The organism is Bacillus sp. RAR_M1_44, assembly GCF_020165935.1.
GTDB lineage: Bacteria > Bacillota > Bacilli > Bacillales > Bacillaceae > Bacillus > Bacillus altitudinis.
Window position 1 is genome coordinate 146,265 of sequence record NZ_JAIUKX010000003.1, and the last position, 17,673, is coordinate 163,937.

Sequence of the window (17,673 nt, forward strand, 5' to 3'; positions counted from 1 at the left end):
CTTTATCCATTTCACAAATTTATATTTATGTTAATTGCACCTATTTAACAGGCAATCGTTAAAAATTCTTTATGATGAACATCATTATAAACACGAAAAACAAAGTGTAAACTTAAATCCTCACTATTATTAAATATTCCGATGTCTTTTGTCAAACGATATTTTTATGTGAGTTCAGTATATTGAACACCGCTCAAGGAGAATTCCTCTAAAATATCCTTCGTTGAATGAACAAGCTTGGCACCTTGCTGAATCAATCTAGCTGGACCTATAGAATTAGAATCAAAGATCGATCCTGCAACAGCAAACACTTCTTTTCCTTGCTCTAATGCCTGGTAGGCTGTAATAAGCGAACCGCTCTTTTCTTTGCACTGGACCACGATGGTTCCTCTTGTCAGGGCACTAATTAATCGGTTTCTCATTGGAAAATGCCATTTTTCTGGTTTGATATAAGGCGGGTGCTCTGACAACAGTAAATGATGTTCTCCCATATATTGAGCCATTTGCACATGTTCTTTTGGATATACATGTTGAAAGCCGCCAGCTACAACACCAATCGTTTTTCCTTTTTTTCTTATGCACTCTTTGTGTGCAAGTCCATCAATTCCTTTTGCTAAACCGCTCACAATCATCCAATCTTCCTCTACAAGTTCTCCAACAATTTTCTTCACGCACGCTTCTCCATAAGAGGATGGCACTCGTGTACCTACTACACCTAAACTTTTTTCTTCATTTAAATAGGTAACGTTTCCTTTTAGGAATAATACTGGGGGAGGATCATAAATGTGTTTTAGTGAGCTGGGATATAAAGGTGATGTGATGGGAATCATGTGAATATTTTGCTTTAAATAGGCTTGAACGATGTGTTGAAAAATGGGGAATTCATTTTCTTCAGCTTGTTGTAAGCGGGTAAAGTCGATCTTTTGTAATGATCGATCCTGTTTGAAATGATGTGTTTCTTCATTTATATATAGCTCAGGATCGACTTTCCACCATTTTGTTAACAAAGAGGGTGAGATGAGGCCTTTTAAGCGGTGAAAAATCATTCTTTCGGACACGTTGTACATACCATTCCTCCAGTTTAAGATAGAAAGAAGAAGACTTGTCAAAGAACAAGTCTTCTTGTGTCATTAATGCGTTTTACAAGCTTCGAAGAGATTCTTCTCTTTTAACACTTTAATTAAGGTTTCTCCCATGACTGATGGTGTCTCTGCCACTTCAATTCCACATTCACGCATTGTTTTTACTTTTTCATCAGCAGTTCCTTTACCACCAGAAATAATGGCACCAGCATGTCCCATACGTTTTCCTGGAGGCGCTGTTTTACCGCCAATAAAGCCAACAACCGGCTTGGTCATATTTGCTTTTACCCATTCAGCTGCTTCTTCTTCAGCAGTACCACCGATTTCACCAATCATGATCACAGCATGCGTTTCAGGATCTTCATTGAAGGCTTTTAATACATCAATAAAGTTCGTACCATTGACAGGGTCGCCGCCAATTCCTACAGCTGTTGATTGACCAACACCAGCCTCTGAAAGCTGATGTACCGCTTCATATGTAAGCGTTCCAGAACGAGACACAACACCAACATGACCTTTTTTATGAATGTAGCCAGGCATGATGCCAATTTTACATTCTTCAGGTGTAATCACACCAGGACAGTTCGGTCCAACAAGTCTTGTCTTCTTACCTTCCATATAGCGTTTCACTTTAACCATATCCAGAACTGGAATGTGTTCTGTGATACAAATCACTAGATCCACTTCTGCATCAACAGCCTCTAAAATGGCGTCTGCTGCAAATGGTGCTGGTACATAGATAACAGAAGCATTTGCTCCAGTTGTCTGTACTGCTTCAGATACAGTATTAAATACAGGAACTCCCTCTACTTCAGTTCCACCTTTTCCAGGTGTGACACCGCCAACGATATTTGTTCCATACTCAATCATTTGTTTTGTATGGAATAATGCGGTTGAACCGGTAATCCCCTGAACAATTACTCTCGTATTTTTATTAATAAATACACTCATTTAGGTTCCCTGCCTTTCTGCTCTACTTGACTAAAGATACAATCTTTTCTGCCCCGTCAGCCATAGACTCAGCAGAAGTGATATTTAAGCCTGAATCACTCAGGATTTTCTTCCCTAATTCAACGTTTGTTCCTTCAAGACGTACAACGAGTGGTAATGTTAAGCCGACTTGTTTCGTCGCTTCAACAACACCTTCTGCAATGACATCACATTTCATGATGCCGCCAAAAATGTTCACGAAAATCCCTTTGACATTTTGATCAGATAAGATGATTTTAAATGCTTCCGTTACTTTTTCAGCAGTTGCACCGCCGCCAACATCAAGGAAGTTTGCAGGGTCCCCGCCGTAATGCTTGATGATATCCATTGTAGACATCGCAAGGCCTGCTCCATTCACCATACAGCCAATATTCCCATCTAGTGAAATGTAGCTTAGGTCATATTTAGATGCTTCAATCTCCTTTGGATCTTCTTCATCAAGGTCACGGTATTCTAATATATCTTTTTGTCTATATAAGGCATTGCTATCAAAGTTTAATTTTGCATCAAGTGCCATGACTTTTCCATCACCTGTTACAACAAGAGGATTTATCTCGGCAATTGAACAATCCTTTTCAATAAACGCATTGTAAAGGCTTGTCATAAACTTAACAGCTTGACCAACTAATTTTGTTGGAATATTAATTTTAAACGCAACTTCTCTCGCCTGATAGGCTTGGAGACCAATCGCTGGGTCGATGACCACTTTCACGATTTTTTCTGGCGTTTTTTCTGCTACTTCTTCAATTTCAGTACCGCCTTCTTCAGAAGCCATCAAAACAATTCTTGATGTCGCTCTATCCAAAACGAGTCCTACATAGTACTCTTTTTGAATATCGCAGCCTTCTTCAATAAGTAAGCGTTTTATTTCGCGCCCTTCAGGCCCTGTTTGATGTGTGACAAGTGTCTTGCCGAGCAATTCCTCTGCAAACCCTTTCACTTCATCTTTTGTTTTTGCAATTTTTACCCCACCTGCTTTACCACGGCCGCCTGCATGAATCTGTGCTTTTACGACATATACAGAGCTTCCAAGCTCTTCTGATGCTTTCACTGCTTCATCAGGTGTAAATGCTACTTTACCATTTGGAACTGAAACCCCATATTTTCTTAGGATTTCTTTTCCTTGGTACTCATGGATATTCATTTCCCATCCTCCCAACATATGTAGAAACAAAAATTATAAAATAGACTGCGCTTTCATTTTAAAGAATAAAAAAGAGAATGTCTAGGGTTCTATGTAAAATCGTAAAATCCTTCTAAACATTCAAACTTTTATTTTATTAAAAATATAAATTTTTCAGTCAAAACACTTATTTTACCTTATTTTTTCATTTTTTGATCCAATCGATAGATAAATGAAAATATTTCTGCTACAGTATCGTATAACGCTTCTGGGATTTCCTCATCGAGCGTTAAGTGGCGCATCAGTTCTACTAAATTACGGTCTTCTTGAATAGGGACCCCAGCTTTTTGAGCTTCTTCAATAATATGATCAGCCACATAGCCACTGCCTGTTGCAACGACTTTTGGCGCTTTTTGTTTTTCTTCATCATAGTGTAGAGCGACCGCTCTTCTAAGCGGTTTTGAATCTTTCATACTCGTAAGTCCAGCCCTTTCTCGCTGATTTTATGAAAGTGTTCATCCAGAAAGTCAGACGGATCAATTGGCTCTTCTCTCTTTTTCGCTGTAATCCCCGTCAAACTATACCCTAGGGCATTTAAATTCTCTCGAACAGCTGGAATCATTGGATTAATGGTCCCTTGCAGTTCGTGAGCCGTCTCGACTGTAATTGACATCACTTTTTGCTGAATCGTACAGTCTATTAACGTTTCTTCTAAGTTTTCCATGTTTAAATAAAACATTAAACGGCACTGAGAAATATCGATAGAGCCATCTTTTTTCTTATGCCCTTTTAGAATAAAGGTTAAATCTTGAACACTATGTTTTGAGAAAAGCGGGTAAGAAACCATCATTTGACTAACTGTTTGGTTTTCCTGATGCACTAGTAACTGCCCATTTAATCTATGGAATAATTGATCCACTTCTTTTTTTACGGGCTCGGGAACATCAGCTTGCCTTGCATCATTTAAAACCATCTTTAATTGGTGAAGCTCTTGACTTTTGACATCTTGGCTGCCCTTTTCCAGTAATTTCAGCATCCCAATTTCATCTCGTACACCTATCGCTTTTTTCATCGTCATCAGTAAATCGAGTACATCGGTTTTATTGCTTAATGCTGGTTCAGTCTGCTGAATGACCTTTACCAATGCGTTCGCCTCTGTTTTTGAAAGAAACGGAAATTCCTTTTGAAGCACGGCTGCCTTTGCGTCAGCCTGTGGTCCTGCCTGCTGGACTGCTTGAACCAGTGATGTGAGCTGTTTTACATCAAGCTGCTGCTGTCCGTCTATGCCTTGCTTTGTGATGCTTGTCAGAATGCGTTCTATTTGCTGAAGCGGGAGCTGTTTTGGACTTAATAATTGCTGCACGCTGTTCTGATTCACTGTATCCACCTGTCGCCCTTGTTGTATAGAGGCGGGCTGGCTCTGCTTTGTTTGCTGAGCCGGATTGACATGAGGCTGCACCTGCAAGCTTTCTCCTTGCTTCGTTTGGCCTTCTTTTGCTCCTAGAAGCACCGATAAGAGCTTTTCTGCATGAACGGTTGTCTCAGCATTTACAACCGTACGAACGGCCTGTGTAAGAGCCTGTGTGGCTTCTGAGTGCTTCGGAAGCTGTGTTAATCGATCTAGCAGTGCTGTCACATCCTGGTGAAGTGCAGAGGGGGATTTCATCGCTAATATTGATTGGAGCACTCCTTGCTGAATCGGCAAATCTTTCTTTAAAGCAAAAAGAAGTGCTTGCAGACCTTTTTTGATATCCGCGCCTTGAAGTTGTTCAATCCATTTTACTGCCGTTTTTAACTCTGCTTCGTTGATGACCGGTTTTTCTTTTAAAAAGGCTGTAGCTGTTAACATTTGTTCAAGTCCATTTTTAAGCGACAGACCTTCTAGTAGTTTAGCTGCGGCATCCTTTAAAGTTTTAGGATCTTGGTCAAATTGCTGAACAGGTCTTAATTTACTCAGGCTGCCTCCACCTTCTTGTTCTAATTGGAACCAATAGAATGAATCGGCTTTGAGCTGAGCCGCTAGCTGCGCTTTTATTTTAGTAGCGCCTATTTGAACAAGCGCTGTATCATCTCCAAGCATTTTTAGTACTTTACCAAGAATGAGCCGGTGAATATTTTCCTTTCCTTCCGTGTTAAGCGGAACAGATTCTGCCGTATTCAGCCGACTATTCAGTGCAGTATGTATATCTTCAACTCTTGTCATCACAGGCAGCCTCCTTGTGTCAATATATTTATGAAATAACAGATTTCACTGGTGCAAATGATAACCGGTGGATAGGTGTAGCGCCATGTGTTTGAATGGCAGCCAGGTGCTCTTTCGTTCCATACCCCTTATGTTTTTCAAATTGATACTCAGGGTACTGGCGTCCATACTCTTCCATCATTAGGTCCCTTGTCACTTTGGCAATACATGCACCAGCTGCGATGGATGCGCTTTTAGCATCTCCTTTGATGATATTCTCCTGTTGAGTAGGAAGCGGGAGCGTCATCGCATCTATGAGTAGATAATCAGGTGTGTGAGTAAGCTGCTTTACAGCCCTCACCATCGCCAGTCTTGATGCTTCGTATATATTGATTTCGTCAATCGTTGCCGCATCAACAATGCCGATGCCGATGTCGAGCGCTTCCTTTTGAATGAGCTCATAATAGGTCATTCTTTTTTTCTCAGATAGCTGTTTCGAATCATTTAAACCGAGTAGGACGGTATCTTCTTTTAATATCACAGCTGCCGCAACAACTGGACCAGCGAGTGGTCCTCTTCCTGCTTCATCTATGCCTGCAATATAAGTGTATCCTTGCGCTTTTGCTTTGGTTTCAAATTGCAGCATTTGCTTCCATGCTTCATGTAGTTCTTGCTGTTTTTCTCTCTCTTTGTTCCATTTGTCCATCAGCTTCTGGACACTTTTTCTTGTATCGTCTTTCAATAGTTCACGAATGTATGACTCGTCGTCAGCATGTTGTTCTATTAATTCTTTTATTTGTTTGACCGTGTACATTGGCTTTTCCGCAGCCTCCTTCTTTATATCGGCAGTTTTTCGCAAAAAATAAAGACCCGCATGAGCTGCGTGTCTTTTAGCTTTCAGGCTTCTCAAAAGTGAGGGGACCAAATTTTTCCGTTCGAATATCCCGAATGATGATTTCGGTCGTTTTGTCGTAATTAATGAATCCTCCACTCATCAGACAGCCGCGTTTTGTGCCAATGGCATCAAACAGCTCAACTGTATCTTCAGGTATTTCTGCTAGATCATAGCGTTTTTTTAATCGCTCTGGATAGTGCTCTTCTAAAAAGCGTAGCGCATAAACGGCGACATCCTGCAAGTTGATGATTGAGTCTTTAATCGCTCCGGTGACGGCCAGCCTAAGACCTACTTGTTCATCTTCAAATTTCGGCCAGAGAATTCCGGGGGTATCGAGCAGTTCAAGTTCTTTTCCTACCTTCACCCATTGCTGTGACGTCGTAATACCAGGTCGATCTCCTGTTTTCGCAATATTTTTCTTTGCCAACCGATTGATCAGCGTTGATTTGCCGACATTGGGAATTCCGATAATCAAAGCTCGAATGGCACGCGGCTTAACACCTTTTGCTTTCATTCGATCGAACTTTTCTTTTAATATTTCTTTTGATGTCGTAATGATTTGATTTAACCCTTGTCCATCGACAGAATTAATGGCAAGCGACCGTACACCTTGCGCTTCAAAGTGTGCCTGCCACTCTTTTGTCATACGAGGATCTGCTTTATCTGCTTTGTTCAAAAGCATAATTTTCGGTTTGTTTTGGAGGATTTCTTCAATCATTGGGTTTCTAGAGGACATCGGAATCCTTGCATCGGTTAATTCAAATACGATGTCGATGAGCTTTAATTTTTCTGTGACTTCCCGTCTTGCTTTTGCCATATGGCCTGGAAACCATTGAATTGTCATATGTGCACCTTCTCTCTTCTAACGGTTGTCTCTATACATTGTACAAAAAAAGAGCCTGTTACAGGTAACAAGCTCTTTCCTTTGATATCATTATCGTCTGATTTCTTTGATACGAGCCGCTTTACCGCGAAGTTCACGTAGGTAGTAAAGTTTCGCACGACGTACCTTACCGTGACGTACAACTTCGATCTTAGCGATTTTTGGTGTGTGTACAGGGAATGTACGCTCAACGCCTACACCGTAAGAGATCTTACGAACTGTGAAAGTTTCGCTGATTCCACCACCACGACGCTTAATTACAACACCTTCAAAGATCTGGATACGCTCACGAGTACCCTCGACAACTTTCACGTGTACACGTAAAGTGTCACCAGGACGGAACGCAGGAAGATCAGTGCGTAATTGTTCTTTTGTGATTTCTTCAATCAATTGTTGCATCGTTTTCAACTCCTTCCAACAGATGCTCATGTCCTCTTTCTTCATTGCAGCGGAACATCGTTTTCAAACTTGAATCGGCAAGCCGTCCAAGTCACAAGTAGTATCATACCACACCTGTATACCTTGTGCAATACAATCTAGTCATTATGAAGCTGCCAAAGCCATCTTTTTTCTTCATCCGTTAATGTTTTGCAAGAATCGATCAAATCTGGCCGTCTTGTATAGGTTCGCTTCAACGATTCTTTACGCCGCCATTCTTCAATTTTGGCATGATTTCCAGAGAGAAGCACATCTGGTACTTTCAATCCTTTATAATCAGCTGGTCTTGTATAGTGCGGATGCTCAAGCAGACCTGTACTAAATGAATCTTCGATATGAGACGCTTCTTTTCCAAGCACATGAGGCAAAAGCCTGACCACACTGTCTGCAATCATCATCGCCGGCAGCTCTCCGCCTGTGAGAACGAAATCTCCGATTGAAATTTCATCTGTGACAAGATGCTCCCTGATGCGCTCATCGTAGCCTTCATAGTGGCCGCAAATGAACATAAGATGCTCTTCTTTTGCAAGCTCTTCTGCTTTCTTTTGTGTATATCTTTCTCCTTGAGGACAGACAAGAATAATGCGGGGCTTCTTGTTTGCTTTTTTCGTTAAATCTTCTACCGCATCAAATACAGGCTGTGCTTTCAGAACCATGCCAGCACCGCCGCCATACGGATAGTCATCCACTGTTTTATGTTTATGATCGGAATACTCCCTAAAATTCACGACATCAAATGAGACCGCATCTTTTTCCTGAGCTTTTTTTAAGATCGATGAGTGAAGCACCCCTTCAAACATTTCAGGAAACAGTGTTAAAAAGTCAATTTTCATTCGTCAATGAGTCCTTCCATCACTTCAATGTGTACTTTCTTGGATGAAATATCAACTGTTTTGACGACAGATGGAATATAAGGGATGAGGGCATCTTTTTTGCCTTTTCTTCCAACCACCCATACATCATTTGCCCCTGGCGTTAAAACCTCTTTGATTTGACCAATCAGTTTGTCCTCTTCATCATATACTTCACAGCCGATGATTTCGTGGAAATAGAATTCCCCTTCATCTAATGAACCAAGGTGTTCTTTTTCTACTTTTAAAATCGACTCTTTTAATTGCTCAGCTTCATTTAACGAGCCAACTTCTTCAAATGTCAGTAAATCAAATTGTTTGTGCTGTCTATGTGATGCGACAGTCACTTTTAGCGGTTCTTTTTGATTTTGTTTGAAAATATAAAGGACGCTGCCTTTTTTGTAGCGTTCTTCTGGGAAATCAGTCTTTGACACAACACGTACTTCTCCGCGCACTCCATGTGTATTGACGATCTTTCCGACATTCAACCATTCTAGCTCCATGTTCTCAATCACCCCTGACGTATTTCCACAATGGTGCCGTCTTTCACGACGATGACATTGTCTTGCATTTTGTCATCCCATTTATCACCTATTTTTACTTCAATCAGCGCATCCACTTCTGTTTCTTTCATTTCACTGCCAAGAGGCAAGATATGCAGCTGCTCGACTTGAAAATCAATTTGCCTCATTTTCTCTTGTCTTTTTTCAATGGCTTTTTGAAATTGAGGGATGGCTTCTTGCTGATGTGGTTCTTTTTCATGCTTTTTTAGTTGAAAATATAGTTGATTGCATTCACGTTCTAGTCTTTCTTTTTTCTCCAAAAAAGTCGTTAACAGTTTGTCCTTACTGCTTTCAGTTAATACTTGCATGACGGTGACATGTTGAATGATCTGCATCTTCCTTTTTGTCCCCCTATCCGAAGGCATTTGTCCTCTACAGTATAACGAAAAATAGATTTAAACGTGTAAAAAAAGGGGAGGTCCTAAGCCCTCTCCCTTTTTAGTCAGCAATCTCAAGTTGAACTTTCTTAGAAGACTCTGCACTTGCTGCAAACATGACTGTTCGTATCGCTTTAGCTGTACGCCCCTGCTTTCCGATCACTTTTCCGGTATCTTCAGCATTGACAGACAGTGTGTAAATGACCTGCTCATCTTTTTCTAATGAAGATACGTGAATATCTTCAGGGAAATCAACAAGTGGCTCGACGATGGACACAATCAATTCTTCCAAGGACAGCTCATTCATTATTTGCTGTTTTTCGCATTATGAAATTTTTCAAGAATTCCTTGGCTTGAGAAAAGGTTACGAACTGTATCAGATGGTTTCGCACCATTTTGAAGCCATTTAAGCGCTAATTCTTCGTTGATTTTCACCTCAGCTGGTGATACCACTGGGTTGTAAGTTCCAACTGTTTCGATGAAACGACCGTCACGTGGTGAACGAGAATCTGCTACAACAATACGATAGAAAGGAGATTTTTTTGCTCCCATACGTTTTAAACGAATTTTTACTGCCATTTTACTAGCACCTCCGAAAATATTTCAACAAGATAGTATATTAACAATGATAAAAGGGTTTGTAAAGTGTTTTTTCTTAACAACGGTTTTATCATGTATAACCAATTACATAAATGGTAATTTAAAGCCCTTTTTCTTTCCTTTGGACATGTTGGTCATTTGCTTCATCATCTTTTTCATTTCATCAAATTGCTTTAAAAGGCGATTGACTTCCTGTACAGATGTTCCACTTCCTTTTGCAATCCGTTTTCTTCGGCTTGCATTGATGACCTCTGGCTGTTCTTTTTCCTTGGTCGTCATTGATTTAATGATCGCTTCGATATGATTGAGCTGCTTTTCGTCTACTTGGACGTTTTTGAGCCCTTTCATTTTACCGGCTCCCGGCATCATTTGAATCAGTTCATCAAGAGGACCCATATTTCGAACTTGCCCAAGCTGCTCGAGGAAATCATCGAGCGTGAAGCTCATTGTCCGCATTTTTTGCTCAAGCTCTTTTGCTTTATCTTGGTCGACGTTTGCCTGTGCTTTTTCAATAAGCGTGAGCACATCTCCCATACCAAGAATTCTTGATGCCATCCGCTCCGGATGGAATGGTTCAATCGCATCAAGCTTTTCTCCTAGTGCAGCGAATTTAATCGGCGTATTGGTGACAGCTCGAATAGAAAGTGCTGCACCACCTCTTGTATCACCGTCTAGTTTAGTTAGAACGACACCCGTTAAACCAAGCTGTTCATTAAAGCTTTTCGCAACATTGACAGCATCTTGACCTGTCATAGAGTCAACAACTAGGAAAATTTCTTCTGGATTCGCTACTTCTTTTACTTTCTGAAGTTCATCCATTAATTCTTCATCAATATGAAGACGTCCTGCTGTATCTAAAATGACATAATCATGATGTTCTTCTTTCGCTTTTTCAATTGCCTGTTTGGCAATTTCGACAGGGCTGACTTGATCACCTAATGAAAATACTGGCATATCAAGCTGTTTCCCGAGCGTTTGAAGCTGCTGGATTGCTGCTGGTCTGTAAATATCAGCAGCCACCATCATCGGCTTGCGATTATGTTTTTTGCGAAGTAAATTGGCAAGCTTCCCAGTCGTGGTTGTTTTACCTGCCCCTTGAAGACCAACCATCATAATGACAGTTGGAGATTTTTTCGCTACAGCGATTTTACTCTCTTCCCCGCCCATTAATTCAGTGAGTTCTTCTTTTACAACTTTAATGACCTGTTGTCCTGGGGTAAGACTTTGCATGACCTCTTGTCCAACTGCCCGCTCGCTTACTTTTTTCACAAAGTCTTTGACTACTTTAAAATTGACGTCAGCTTCAAGAAGGGCAAGGCGTACCTCGCGCATCATTTCTTTTACATCTTGCTCTGACACTTTTCCTTTGCCGCGGATTTTTGAAATCGTCTGCTGCAGTCGGTCGGCTAATCCTTCAAATGCCATACTGTGCCGCCTCCTAATCTAATTTCTCAAGCGATTCAATTAAAGCTTCTGCTTCTTCCTTTTGCGCGGAATCTGCTACAAGCTCTCTCATTTTTGTGAGAAGTTCTTTACGCTCTTTAAATTTCTTAAACAAGAGCAGCTTTTCTTCATATTGTTCAAGCATCGCTTCAGTCCGTTTAATATTATCATAAACAGCCTGTCTTGATACTTCATATTCATCCGCAATTTCACCGAGGGAAAAATCGTCTAGGTAGTAAAGCGACATGTAGCTCTTTTGTTTTGCGGTCAACAACGATTGATAGAAATCAAACAAGTAGTTCATTCTCGTTGTCTTTTCAAGCGTCATGGGCTCTCTCCCCTTTGTTAAGTTCATTCCCTTTACAACAACTAAGTTTACACGGTTCTGATCTATGTGTCAAGTTTTTATCTTGTCACTTCCTGCGGCGACATATAAATAAAAATGCCGGCAATTTTGCCGGCATCCCCAGATTGTTGATAAAGGGCTAAAATGAACTTGATTTTAGCCCTTTGTCTTCTTTTCAGCGTGATAGAAAACCTTTGCAGTTTAGGAAGGACGAGTACTGGCGCGGAGCGAATGTCACATTCGTGAGCACCAGCACGCAGGACTGACAAAGAATGCGAGGGTTTGTCTACACGCTGAATGCCGGCAATTTTGCCGGCATTTTGATTAGTCTTCTTGATCAATCATGTCTGAGAATAATCCGTACACATACGATTCAGCATCGAACTCTTGCAGATCGTCTACTTTTTCACCTAATCCGACAAGTTTTACAGGGATGTTGAGCTCATTGCGAATGGCAAGAACAATCCCGCCTTTTGCAGTACCGTCAAGCTTTGTTAAAGCGATACCTGTCACGTTTGTCGCTTTAGAAAATTCCTTCGCTTGCGCCATCGCATTTTGACCCGTTGTCGCATCAAGGGCAAGCAGTACTTCGTGCGGTGCATCGGGCACTTCGCGTTCAATGACTCTCTTGACCTTCTCTAGCTCTTTCATCAAGTTGACTTTGTTTTGCAGTCTGCCTGCTGTATCACAGATCAAGACATCTGCTTTTTTGGCTTTAGCTGATTGAACGGCATCATAGATGACCGCTGCCGGGTCAGAGCCTGCTGTTTGTTTAACGACAGGAACACCAGAGCGCTCGCCCCATACTTCAAGCTGCTCAATCGCCCCCGCACGGAACGTATCACCTGCTGCTAAAATGACGGATTTCCCTTCATTTTTTAGCTTGTTTGCCAGCTTACCAATGGTTGTGGTTTTACCGACACCGTTCACGCCTACGAATAAAATAATATTTAAACGGCCGTCTTCAATGTTCAGTTCAGAGATTTGTTCCTCACCGCTATTGTAAATCTCCACGAGTTTTTCAGAGATGACTGCTTGTACTTCACTTGGGTCTTGAATGTTTCTTAATTTCACTTCTTTTTTCAGCTCATCAATCAGTTCCATCACAGTCGTGAAACCAACATCCGCACCGATTAACACTTCTTCTAGTTCTTCAAAAAAGTCTTCATCCACTTTACGATAGCGAGAAATGAGTTCATTTACTTTTCCCTGAAACGAATTTCTCGTTTTTTCAAGTCCATCTTTAAACTTTTCTGATACTGAATCGGTTTGCTGCGTAAATTTTTCTTTTAATTTCTTAAAAAAGCTCATTGGTTCAAAAACCTCCTTTAATTACTGGACAAGCTCTTTCGTTTCCTCTAGTTTGACAGATACCAGTTTTGAGACACCTGACTCCTGCATCGTGACACCGTACAGAACATCTGCTTCTTCCATGGTTCCTTTTCGGTGTGTAATCACAATAAACTGTGTTTCTTGGCTATATTTCTTTAAATACTGGGCAAAGCGGAACACATTTGCTTCATCAAGCGCTGCTTCTACCTCATCTAGCACACAGAATGGAACTGGTCTCACTTTTAAGATCGAGAATAATAAAGCAATGGCTGTTAATGCTCTTTCTCCGCCTGAAAGCAGGCTTAGATTTTGCAGCTTTTTCCCCGGCGGCTGCGCCACAATATCGACACCTGAGTTTAGTAAATCGTTTGGATCTGTGAGCTTAAGGTCTGCTCTTCCTCCGCCAAATAATGCTTGGAAAACAGATTCAAAATGCCCGCGGATTTGAGAGAATGTCTCAGAGAAACGTTTCGTCATCTCCTGATCCATTTCTTCAATGACTTGGAATAACGTATTTTTCGCTTCTGTCAGATCATTGCGCTGTTCAGTTAAGAAGAGAAAACGTTCATTCACACGTTCATACTCGTCAATACTGCCTAAGTTCACTGTTCCAAGCTCTTCAATGGCTAGTTTGATCAATTTCACGCGTTTTCTTGCTTCATCCGGCGATAGCGTCAGATGATACATTTCTTTTGCTCCTTCAAACGAAAGGGCATACTCTTCGTTTAAATAGGCGATGAGGTTATCAAGTTCAACTTCCATGCGGCCAAGCTTGATTTCTTCATCTTTTAAGCTTGTCGTGAGCTGTTTATACAGGCGTTTTTGCTCTTTCAGTTCACGTTCTGCGAATTCTAATGTTTCAGAAAGAGCCAGGCGCTGTTTGCGTCGCTCTGAGATAAGCGCTGTCGTTTTGTTTTTATGTTCCAGTTTCTCTTTTGCCGCTTCTTCCAGTTGTTCTGCGCCGCTTGAGCTAGATGACATTTCACTTGTTAAGAGGGACAAATCTTCTTTTGTTTCCGTCAGCGTCTTTTCAGCCTCTTCTAATTCAGCCGTTAAGCTCGACAGTTTTTCTTGTTCATTTGCTAAAGACTGCTCTTTTTTGGCAAGCGAGATTTTCAGCTCTGTTAATTCGGAAGAAATGGTTTCTTTCGTTGAGCTTTGGGTCTGCTTCCGTTTTGTTAACGTGTTGATCTCTTCGTCAAGAGAGGTCAGTTTCTCACCTATAGATGTTTCAAGGGCTGCCTGCTCTTTATCCTTGCTCGCAAGTTCGCTAGAGCGCTGCTGCAACTCTGCTTTTTCTTGATCATAGAGCTCTAGATGAGCGTTAATATTTTTTTCAGCTACTTGCAGTTCATATAATGTCCCTTTTAACTCTTGCTGCTTTTCTCGAAGCATTTCGCCGCGCTGACGCAATTCATTTAATTGGACTTCGCTTTCCGCAATCGATTGCTTCGTTTCTTTTGTTTCTTTTTCAAGGATCGTTGTTTTTTCTTCCATTTCAACGAGCTGCTTTGTTAATGTTTCAATCTCTCGGTTTCTGGACAGGAGGGAATTGTTCTTTTTCTTTACGCCTCCCCCAGTCATTGAACCGCCTGGGTTCACCACGTCCCCATCAAGGGTCACGATACGATAACGATGTCCAAGCATTTTCGCTAGCTCATTGGCACCTTTTAAGTCTTTCACGATTAGGACTGTTCCAAGCAAATTCCGAATGACTTTTTCATACTTTTCGTCAAAGGAAACGAGCTGACTCGCTACGCCGATAAATGCGTCATGCTGCTCAGCTGTTTGAATATCTCTGAACTGAATGGTTCGTTCTTTGATGACGTTCATCGGCAGGAAGGTCGCACGCCCAAAGGAATGCTGCTTTAAATATCCAATGGCCTGTCTGGCAGCCGCTTCATTTTCAGTAACGACATGCTGCGTGGCTGCGCCAAGTGCAATTTCAATCGCTGTTTCATGTTGCTGCTCTGTTTGAATCAGCTCTGCAATCGCCCCGTGAATACCGCCTAACCGGTCCTTTGCCTTTAAAACCTCTTTTACTCCTTGGAAAAAACCTGAGAAGTCTTCCTGCATCGATTCAAGCATTTCTTTTTTAGATTTTGCCTGCTGTACATATTGATAGGCTTGGTAAAGAGCCGTTTCTTTTTTCTCGTATTGACGCTTCATCTGCTCTAGCTTTTGTTCCGCTTCTCTAAAGCGTTTCACCTGAGCCAAAATGTCTTCTTCTCGTTCTGAAAGTTGCTGCTCGGCTTCTGTTTTCTTTTCCTTCACAGACACCCGTTCTTCGATATGTTTCTGATTATTTTGCGTTAACCGCTCTAGCTGCAAGGCTGCTTGGCGCTGCTGCTCTTCTAGTAATTTACGTTCGTTTCGGATAGAAGCTTGCTCGTTTAATAGGTCAAAATAATCGCTTTTCAGCTGTTCAATTTGCCCTTCCACATCTTCACTATGAAGAGACAGCTGATGCTGTTTTGTTTTCACTTCATCTTTTAGCTGCTGCACTTCTGTTTGCAGGCTGTCACGTGTGACTTTCTGCTGTTCAATCTTTTCCGTTAACAACGCCTGTTTTTCGGTTAAACGCACGAGCGTGTCTTCTAGCTGCCCTTGGTTAGCGGCCGCATTTTTTTTCCGTTCTTTTAGAACTTCTTTTTTCCCTTCAAGCTTTTCTAGTTCTTCACTTGTGAAAAGGAGGACTTCTTGGAGGTCATGAATCGAATCGTCAAGCGCCTGAATACGGTCTCTCGATTCTTCGATTTTGGCTTCCTTCGCTTGAATATCTGTGGACTGCTTCATTTCATCTTGTTTGAACCGCTCGACAGCTTCACCAAGTGTTGTCCATTTTTTGTGTAGTGCTTCAATATCATGGACGGTGAGAGCAATTTCTACATTTTCAAGTTCTTCTTTCTTTTGCAGATAGTCTTTTGCAATAGATGCCTGCATTCTTAGTGGTTCTACTTGATCTTCTAGTTCATGCAGAATATCTTCTACCCGGTTTAAGTTGTCCTGCGTTTCAAACAGTTTATTCTCGGCTTTTTTCTTTCTTGTTTTATATTTCAGGACACCCGCTGCTTCTTCAAAGATGCTACGTCTTTCTTCAGCTTTACTCGATAGAATCTCTTCTACCTTACCTTGGCTGATGATCGAAAAAGCTTCTTTTCCAAGACCTGAATCCATGAAAAGATCAATAATATCCTTTAAGCGGACAGATTGATTGTTAATGAGAAATTCACTTTCTCCAGAACGATAGACTCTTCTTGTCACACTGACTTCGTGAAAATCGATCGGCAAAAAGTGATCTTCGTTATCGAGCGTTAATGTCACTTCTGCTAAGTTGACTCGTTTTCTTGAGTCACTTCCTGCAAAAATGATGTCTTCCATTTTTCCTCCGCGGAGGCTTTTTGCTGATTGCTCTCCAAGTACCCAGCGGATCGCATCAGTAATATTACTTTTGCCGCTTCCGTTTGGTCCAACAACAGCTGTAACCCCTTTGACAAAGTCTACAGTCACCCGCTGTGCGAAAGATTTGAATCCTATCACGTCTAAACGTTTGAGGAACATGAGAGTGATCCTCCTTATGTATTTAAAGTACTATTATCTTACCATATGAACTGAAAAAAGATGATGGAAAACAGAGTGAAATCCCCCTGAATCACGAGGGGGATTTTATTGGTTCATATGATGTTTCTGTAATTTAGCAAGTGCTTCCTGTGCAGCATGCTGTTCCGCTTCTTTTTTTGAACGGCCATTTCCAATTCCGAGCACTTCACCTCTAAGGGATACATTGGCTTCAAATTCCCGGTTATGTGCTGGGCCTTTTTCATGCAGGATTCGGTATTCAAGTACACCTTTTCCATCTCGCTGAACAAATTCTTGAAGCTGGCTTTTAAAGTCCATGACATGTGAGAATGCCCCGTCATTAATTTTCGGGTATACATAGGCTTCTAGGAATCGTTCAACAGGCTCAAGTCCTTGATCTAAATAAAGCGCTCCGATAAACGCCTCAAATACGTCTGCTAAGAGTGCTGGGCGTTTTCTGCCGCCTGTCATTTCTTCCCCTTTTCCTAAAAGAACAAGGTCTCCGAAGGACAGCTCATGCGCTAATGACACAAGTGATGGCTCACATACGATCGCCGCTCTCAGTTTTGTTAAATCTCCCTCGCTCATGGCTGGGTACTTTGCAAATAAGAACTGTGAGATCGTCAATTCTAAAACAGCGTCCCCTAAAAATTCAAGTCTTTCATTATCCTCATAAGGTTTTTTACGATGCTCATTCACATAAGAGGAATGTGTAAAGGCTTGATAGAGTAGTTTTTCATTTTTAAAGTGTACAGAAATGCGCTGCTGAAATTCTCTGAATTGCTCTAGTTTTTTGCTCTGTTTCTGTTTGTCTTTATATTGTTTTGGCATAGCAACCTCCAGGTAGGCGTCATCGCCTTTAAGGATACTGATTATATGGAGTCTCTCTTTCTACATGCAAGGAAACCGTGCTCCTTAGCATCTGAAAAAGGCTGACAATTGATCAGCTGAATATGTTGAAACTAACATAAATTTTCAAAGTCCCGCCA

19 protein-coding genes are annotated in these 17,673 nt (G+C 41.3%); all 19 read right to left on the reverse strand.

Going from position 1 to position 17,673, the window contains the following annotated elements; genetic code table 11:
* Positions 1 to 164: 164 nt before the first annotated feature.
* The 19 genes from dprA to rnc all read right to left on the reverse strand — a co-directional run bounded on the left by dprA (position 165) and on the right by rnc (position 17,515).
* The gene (gene dprA, locus LCD34_RS16620; RefSeq protein ID WP_017367240.1) at positions 165 to 1,067 is read right to left on the reverse strand and encodes a DNA-processing protein DprA; all 903 of its coding nucleotides are present in this window, start codon (positions 1,065 to 1,067) and stop codon (positions 165 to 167) included.
* Positions 1,068 to 1,130: 63 nt separating this feature from the next.
* Positions 1,131 to 2,033, reverse strand: coding sequence for a succinate--CoA ligase subunit alpha (gene sucD / locus LCD34_RS16625; protein WP_007499624.1), 903 nt, complete (start codon positions 2,031 to 2,033; stop codon positions 1,131 to 1,133).
* Between the two features lie 22 nt (positions 2,034 to 2,055).
* Complete coding sequence (sucC, locus tag LCD34_RS16630; RefSeq protein ID WP_008344824.1) at positions 2,056 to 3,216, reverse strand: ADP-forming succinate--CoA ligase subunit beta; 1,161 nt, start codon at positions 3,214 to 3,216, stop codon at positions 2,056 to 2,058.
* 176 nt (positions 3,217 to 3,392) lie between these two features.
* A complete protein-coding gene (locus tag LCD34_RS16635) occupies positions 3,393 to 3,668 on the reverse strand; it encodes a FlhB-like flagellar biosynthesis protein (protein WP_008344827.1) in 276 nt (91 codons plus the stop codon).
* Positions 3,665 to 5,398 (reverse strand): glycosyltransferase, encoded by a 1,734-nt coding sequence (locus LCD34_RS16640; protein ID WP_224559764.1) that lies wholly within the window; start codon positions 5,396 to 5,398, stop codon positions 3,665 to 3,667. The genes LCD34_RS16635 and LCD34_RS16640 overlap by 4 nt, the downstream gene beginning before the upstream one ends.
* Before the next feature lie 28 nt (positions 5,399 to 5,426).
* Positions 5,427 to 6,191: a ribonuclease HII gene (locus LCD34_RS16645; RefSeq protein WP_224559765.1), complete on the reverse strand. Its 765-nt coding sequence runs from the start codon at positions 6,189 to 6,191 to the stop codon at positions 5,427 to 5,429.
* Between the two features lie 76 nt (positions 6,192 to 6,267).
* Positions 6,268 to 7,116 carry a ribosome biogenesis GTPase YlqF gene (gene ylqF, locus LCD34_RS16650; RefSeq protein WP_007499632.1) on the reverse strand — a complete coding sequence of 283 codons (849 nt, stop codon included), beginning with the start codon at positions 7,114 to 7,116 and terminating at the stop codon, positions 6,268 to 6,270.
* A gap of 90 nt (positions 7,117 to 7,206) precedes the next feature.
* Positions 7,207 to 7,554: a 50S ribosomal protein L19 gene (gene rplS / locus LCD34_RS16655; RefSeq protein ID WP_008344834.1), complete on the reverse strand. Its 348-nt coding sequence runs from the start codon at positions 7,552 to 7,554 to the stop codon at positions 7,207 to 7,209.
* A 137-nt stretch (positions 7,555 to 7,691) separates the two neighbouring features.
* Positions 7,692 to 8,426, reverse strand: coding sequence for a tRNA (guanosine(37)-N1)-methyltransferase TrmD (gene trmD, locus LCD34_RS16660; RefSeq protein WP_007499635.1), 735 nt, complete (start codon positions 8,424 to 8,426; stop codon positions 7,692 to 7,694).
* Positions 8,423 to 8,947, reverse strand: coding sequence for a ribosome maturation factor RimM (rimM, locus tag LCD34_RS16665; protein WP_008344836.1), 525 nt, complete (start codon positions 8,945 to 8,947; stop codon positions 8,423 to 8,425). The genes trmD and rimM overlap by 4 nt, the downstream gene beginning before the upstream one ends.
* An 8-nt stretch (positions 8,948 to 8,955) precedes the next feature.
* Positions 8,956 to 9,342, reverse strand: a complete 387-nt coding sequence (locus LCD34_RS16670; protein WP_008344839.1) for a YlqD family protein — start codon at positions 9,340 to 9,342, stop codon at positions 8,956 to 8,958.
* A gap of 103 nt (positions 9,343 to 9,445) precedes the next feature.
* Positions 9,446 to 9,691 (reverse strand): KH domain-containing protein, encoded by a 246-nt coding sequence (locus LCD34_RS16675; RefSeq protein WP_012009937.1) that lies wholly within the window; start codon positions 9,689 to 9,691, stop codon positions 9,446 to 9,448.
* On the reverse strand, positions 9,691 to 9,963 hold the full coding sequence (gene rpsP, locus LCD34_RS16680) for a 30S ribosomal protein S16 (RefSeq protein ID WP_008344841.1): 273 nt from the start codon (positions 9,961 to 9,963) through the stop codon (positions 9,691 to 9,693). The genes LCD34_RS16675 and rpsP overlap by 1 nt, the downstream gene beginning before the upstream one ends.
* 105 nt (positions 9,964 to 10,068) lie before the next feature.
* A complete protein-coding gene (ffh, locus tag LCD34_RS16685) occupies positions 10,069 to 11,409 on the reverse strand; it encodes a signal recognition particle protein (protein WP_171465323.1) in 1,341 nt (446 codons plus the stop codon).
* 13 nt (positions 11,410 to 11,422) lie between these two features.
* Positions 11,423 to 11,755, reverse strand: coding sequence for a putative DNA-binding protein (locus LCD34_RS16690; protein ID WP_008344844.1), 333 nt, complete (start codon positions 11,753 to 11,755; stop codon positions 11,423 to 11,425).
* 77 nt (positions 11,756 to 11,832) lie between these two features.
* Positions 11,833 to 12,114 (reverse strand): hypothetical protein, encoded by a 282-nt coding sequence (locus LCD34_RS16695; RefSeq protein ID WP_224559766.1) that lies wholly within the window; start codon positions 12,112 to 12,114, stop codon positions 11,833 to 11,835.
* Positions 12,098 to 13,084, reverse strand: coding sequence for a signal recognition particle-docking protein FtsY (gene ftsY / locus LCD34_RS16700; RefSeq protein WP_017359097.1), 987 nt, complete (start codon positions 13,082 to 13,084; stop codon positions 12,098 to 12,100). The genes LCD34_RS16695 and ftsY overlap by 17 nt, the downstream gene beginning before the upstream one ends.
* Before the next feature lie 21 nt (positions 13,085 to 13,105).
* On the reverse strand, positions 13,106 to 16,666 hold the full coding sequence (gene smc / locus LCD34_RS16705; protein ID WP_224559767.1) for a chromosome segregation protein SMC: 3,561 nt from the start codon (positions 16,664 to 16,666) through the stop codon (positions 13,106 to 13,108).
* Positions 16,667 to 16,771: 105 nt separating this feature from the next.
* On the reverse strand, positions 16,772 to 17,515 hold the full coding sequence (gene rnc / locus LCD34_RS16710) for a ribonuclease III (protein WP_008344850.1): 744 nt from the start codon (positions 17,513 to 17,515) through the stop codon (positions 16,772 to 16,774).
* Positions 17,516 to 17,673 lie beyond the last annotated feature (158 nt).

Bases quoted from the DNA above. Each gene is read 5' to 3' on its own strand.
- dprA (WP_017367240.1), bottom strand. From the start codon at position 1,067: ATGTACAACGTGTCCGAAAGAATGATTTTTCACCGCTTAAAAGGCCTC.
- sucD (WP_007499624.1), bottom strand. From the start codon at position 2,033: ATGAGTGTATTTATTAATAAAAATACGAGAGTAATTGTTCAGGGGATT.
- sucC (WP_008344824.1), bottom strand. From the start codon at position 3,216: ATGAATATCCATGAGTACCAAGGAAAAGAAATCCTAAGAAAATATGGG.
- LCD34_RS16635 (WP_008344827.1), bottom strand. From the start codon at position 3,668: ATGAAAGATTCAAAACCGCTTAGAAGAGCGGTCGCTCTACACTATGAT.
- LCD34_RS16640 (WP_224559764.1), bottom strand. From the start codon at position 5,398: ATGACAAGAGTTGAAGATATACATACTGCACTGAATAGTCGGCTGAAT.
- LCD34_RS16645 (WP_224559765.1), bottom strand. From the start codon at position 6,191: ATGTACACGGTCAAACAAATAAAAGAATTAATAGAACAACATGCTGAC.
- ylqF (WP_007499632.1), bottom strand. From the start codon at position 7,116: ATGACAATTCAATGGTTTCCAGGCCATATGGCAAAAGCAAGACGGGAA.
- rplS (WP_008344834.1), bottom strand. From the start codon at position 7,554: ATGCAACAATTGATTGAAGAAATCACAAAAGAACAATTACGCACTGAT.
- trmD (WP_007499635.1), bottom strand. From the start codon at position 8,426: ATGAAAATTGACTTTTTAACACTGTTTCCTGAAATGTTTGAAGGGGTG.
- rimM (WP_008344836.1), bottom strand. From the start codon at position 8,947: ATGGAGCTAGAATGGTTGAATGTCGGAAAGATCGTCAATACACATGGA.
- LCD34_RS16670 (WP_008344839.1), bottom strand. From the start codon at position 9,342: ATGCAGATCATTCAACATGTCACCGTCATGCAAGTATTAACTGAAAGC.
- LCD34_RS16675 (WP_012009937.1), bottom strand. From the start codon at position 9,691: ATGAATGAGCTGTCCTTGGAAGAATTGATTGTGTCCATCGTCGAGCCA.
- rpsP (WP_008344841.1), bottom strand. From the start codon at position 9,963: ATGGCAGTAAAAATTCGTTTAAAACGTATGGGAGCAAAAAAATCTCCT.
- ffh (WP_171465323.1), bottom strand. From the start codon at position 11,409: ATGGCATTTGAAGGATTAGCCGACCGACTGCAGCAGACGATTTCAAAA.
- LCD34_RS16690 (WP_008344844.1), bottom strand. From the start codon at position 11,755: ATGACGCTTGAAAAGACAACGAGAATGAACTACTTGTTTGATTTCTAT.
- ftsY (WP_017359097.1), bottom strand. From the start codon at position 13,084: ATGAGCTTTTTTAAGAAATTAAAAGAAAAATTTACGCAGCAAACCGAT.
- smc (WP_224559767.1), bottom strand. From the start codon at position 16,666: ATGTTCCTCAAACGTTTAGACGTGATAGGATTCAAATCTTTCGCACAG.
- rnc (WP_008344850.1), bottom strand. From the start codon at position 17,515: ATGCCAAAACAATATAAAGACAAACAGAAACAGAGCAAAAAACTAGAG.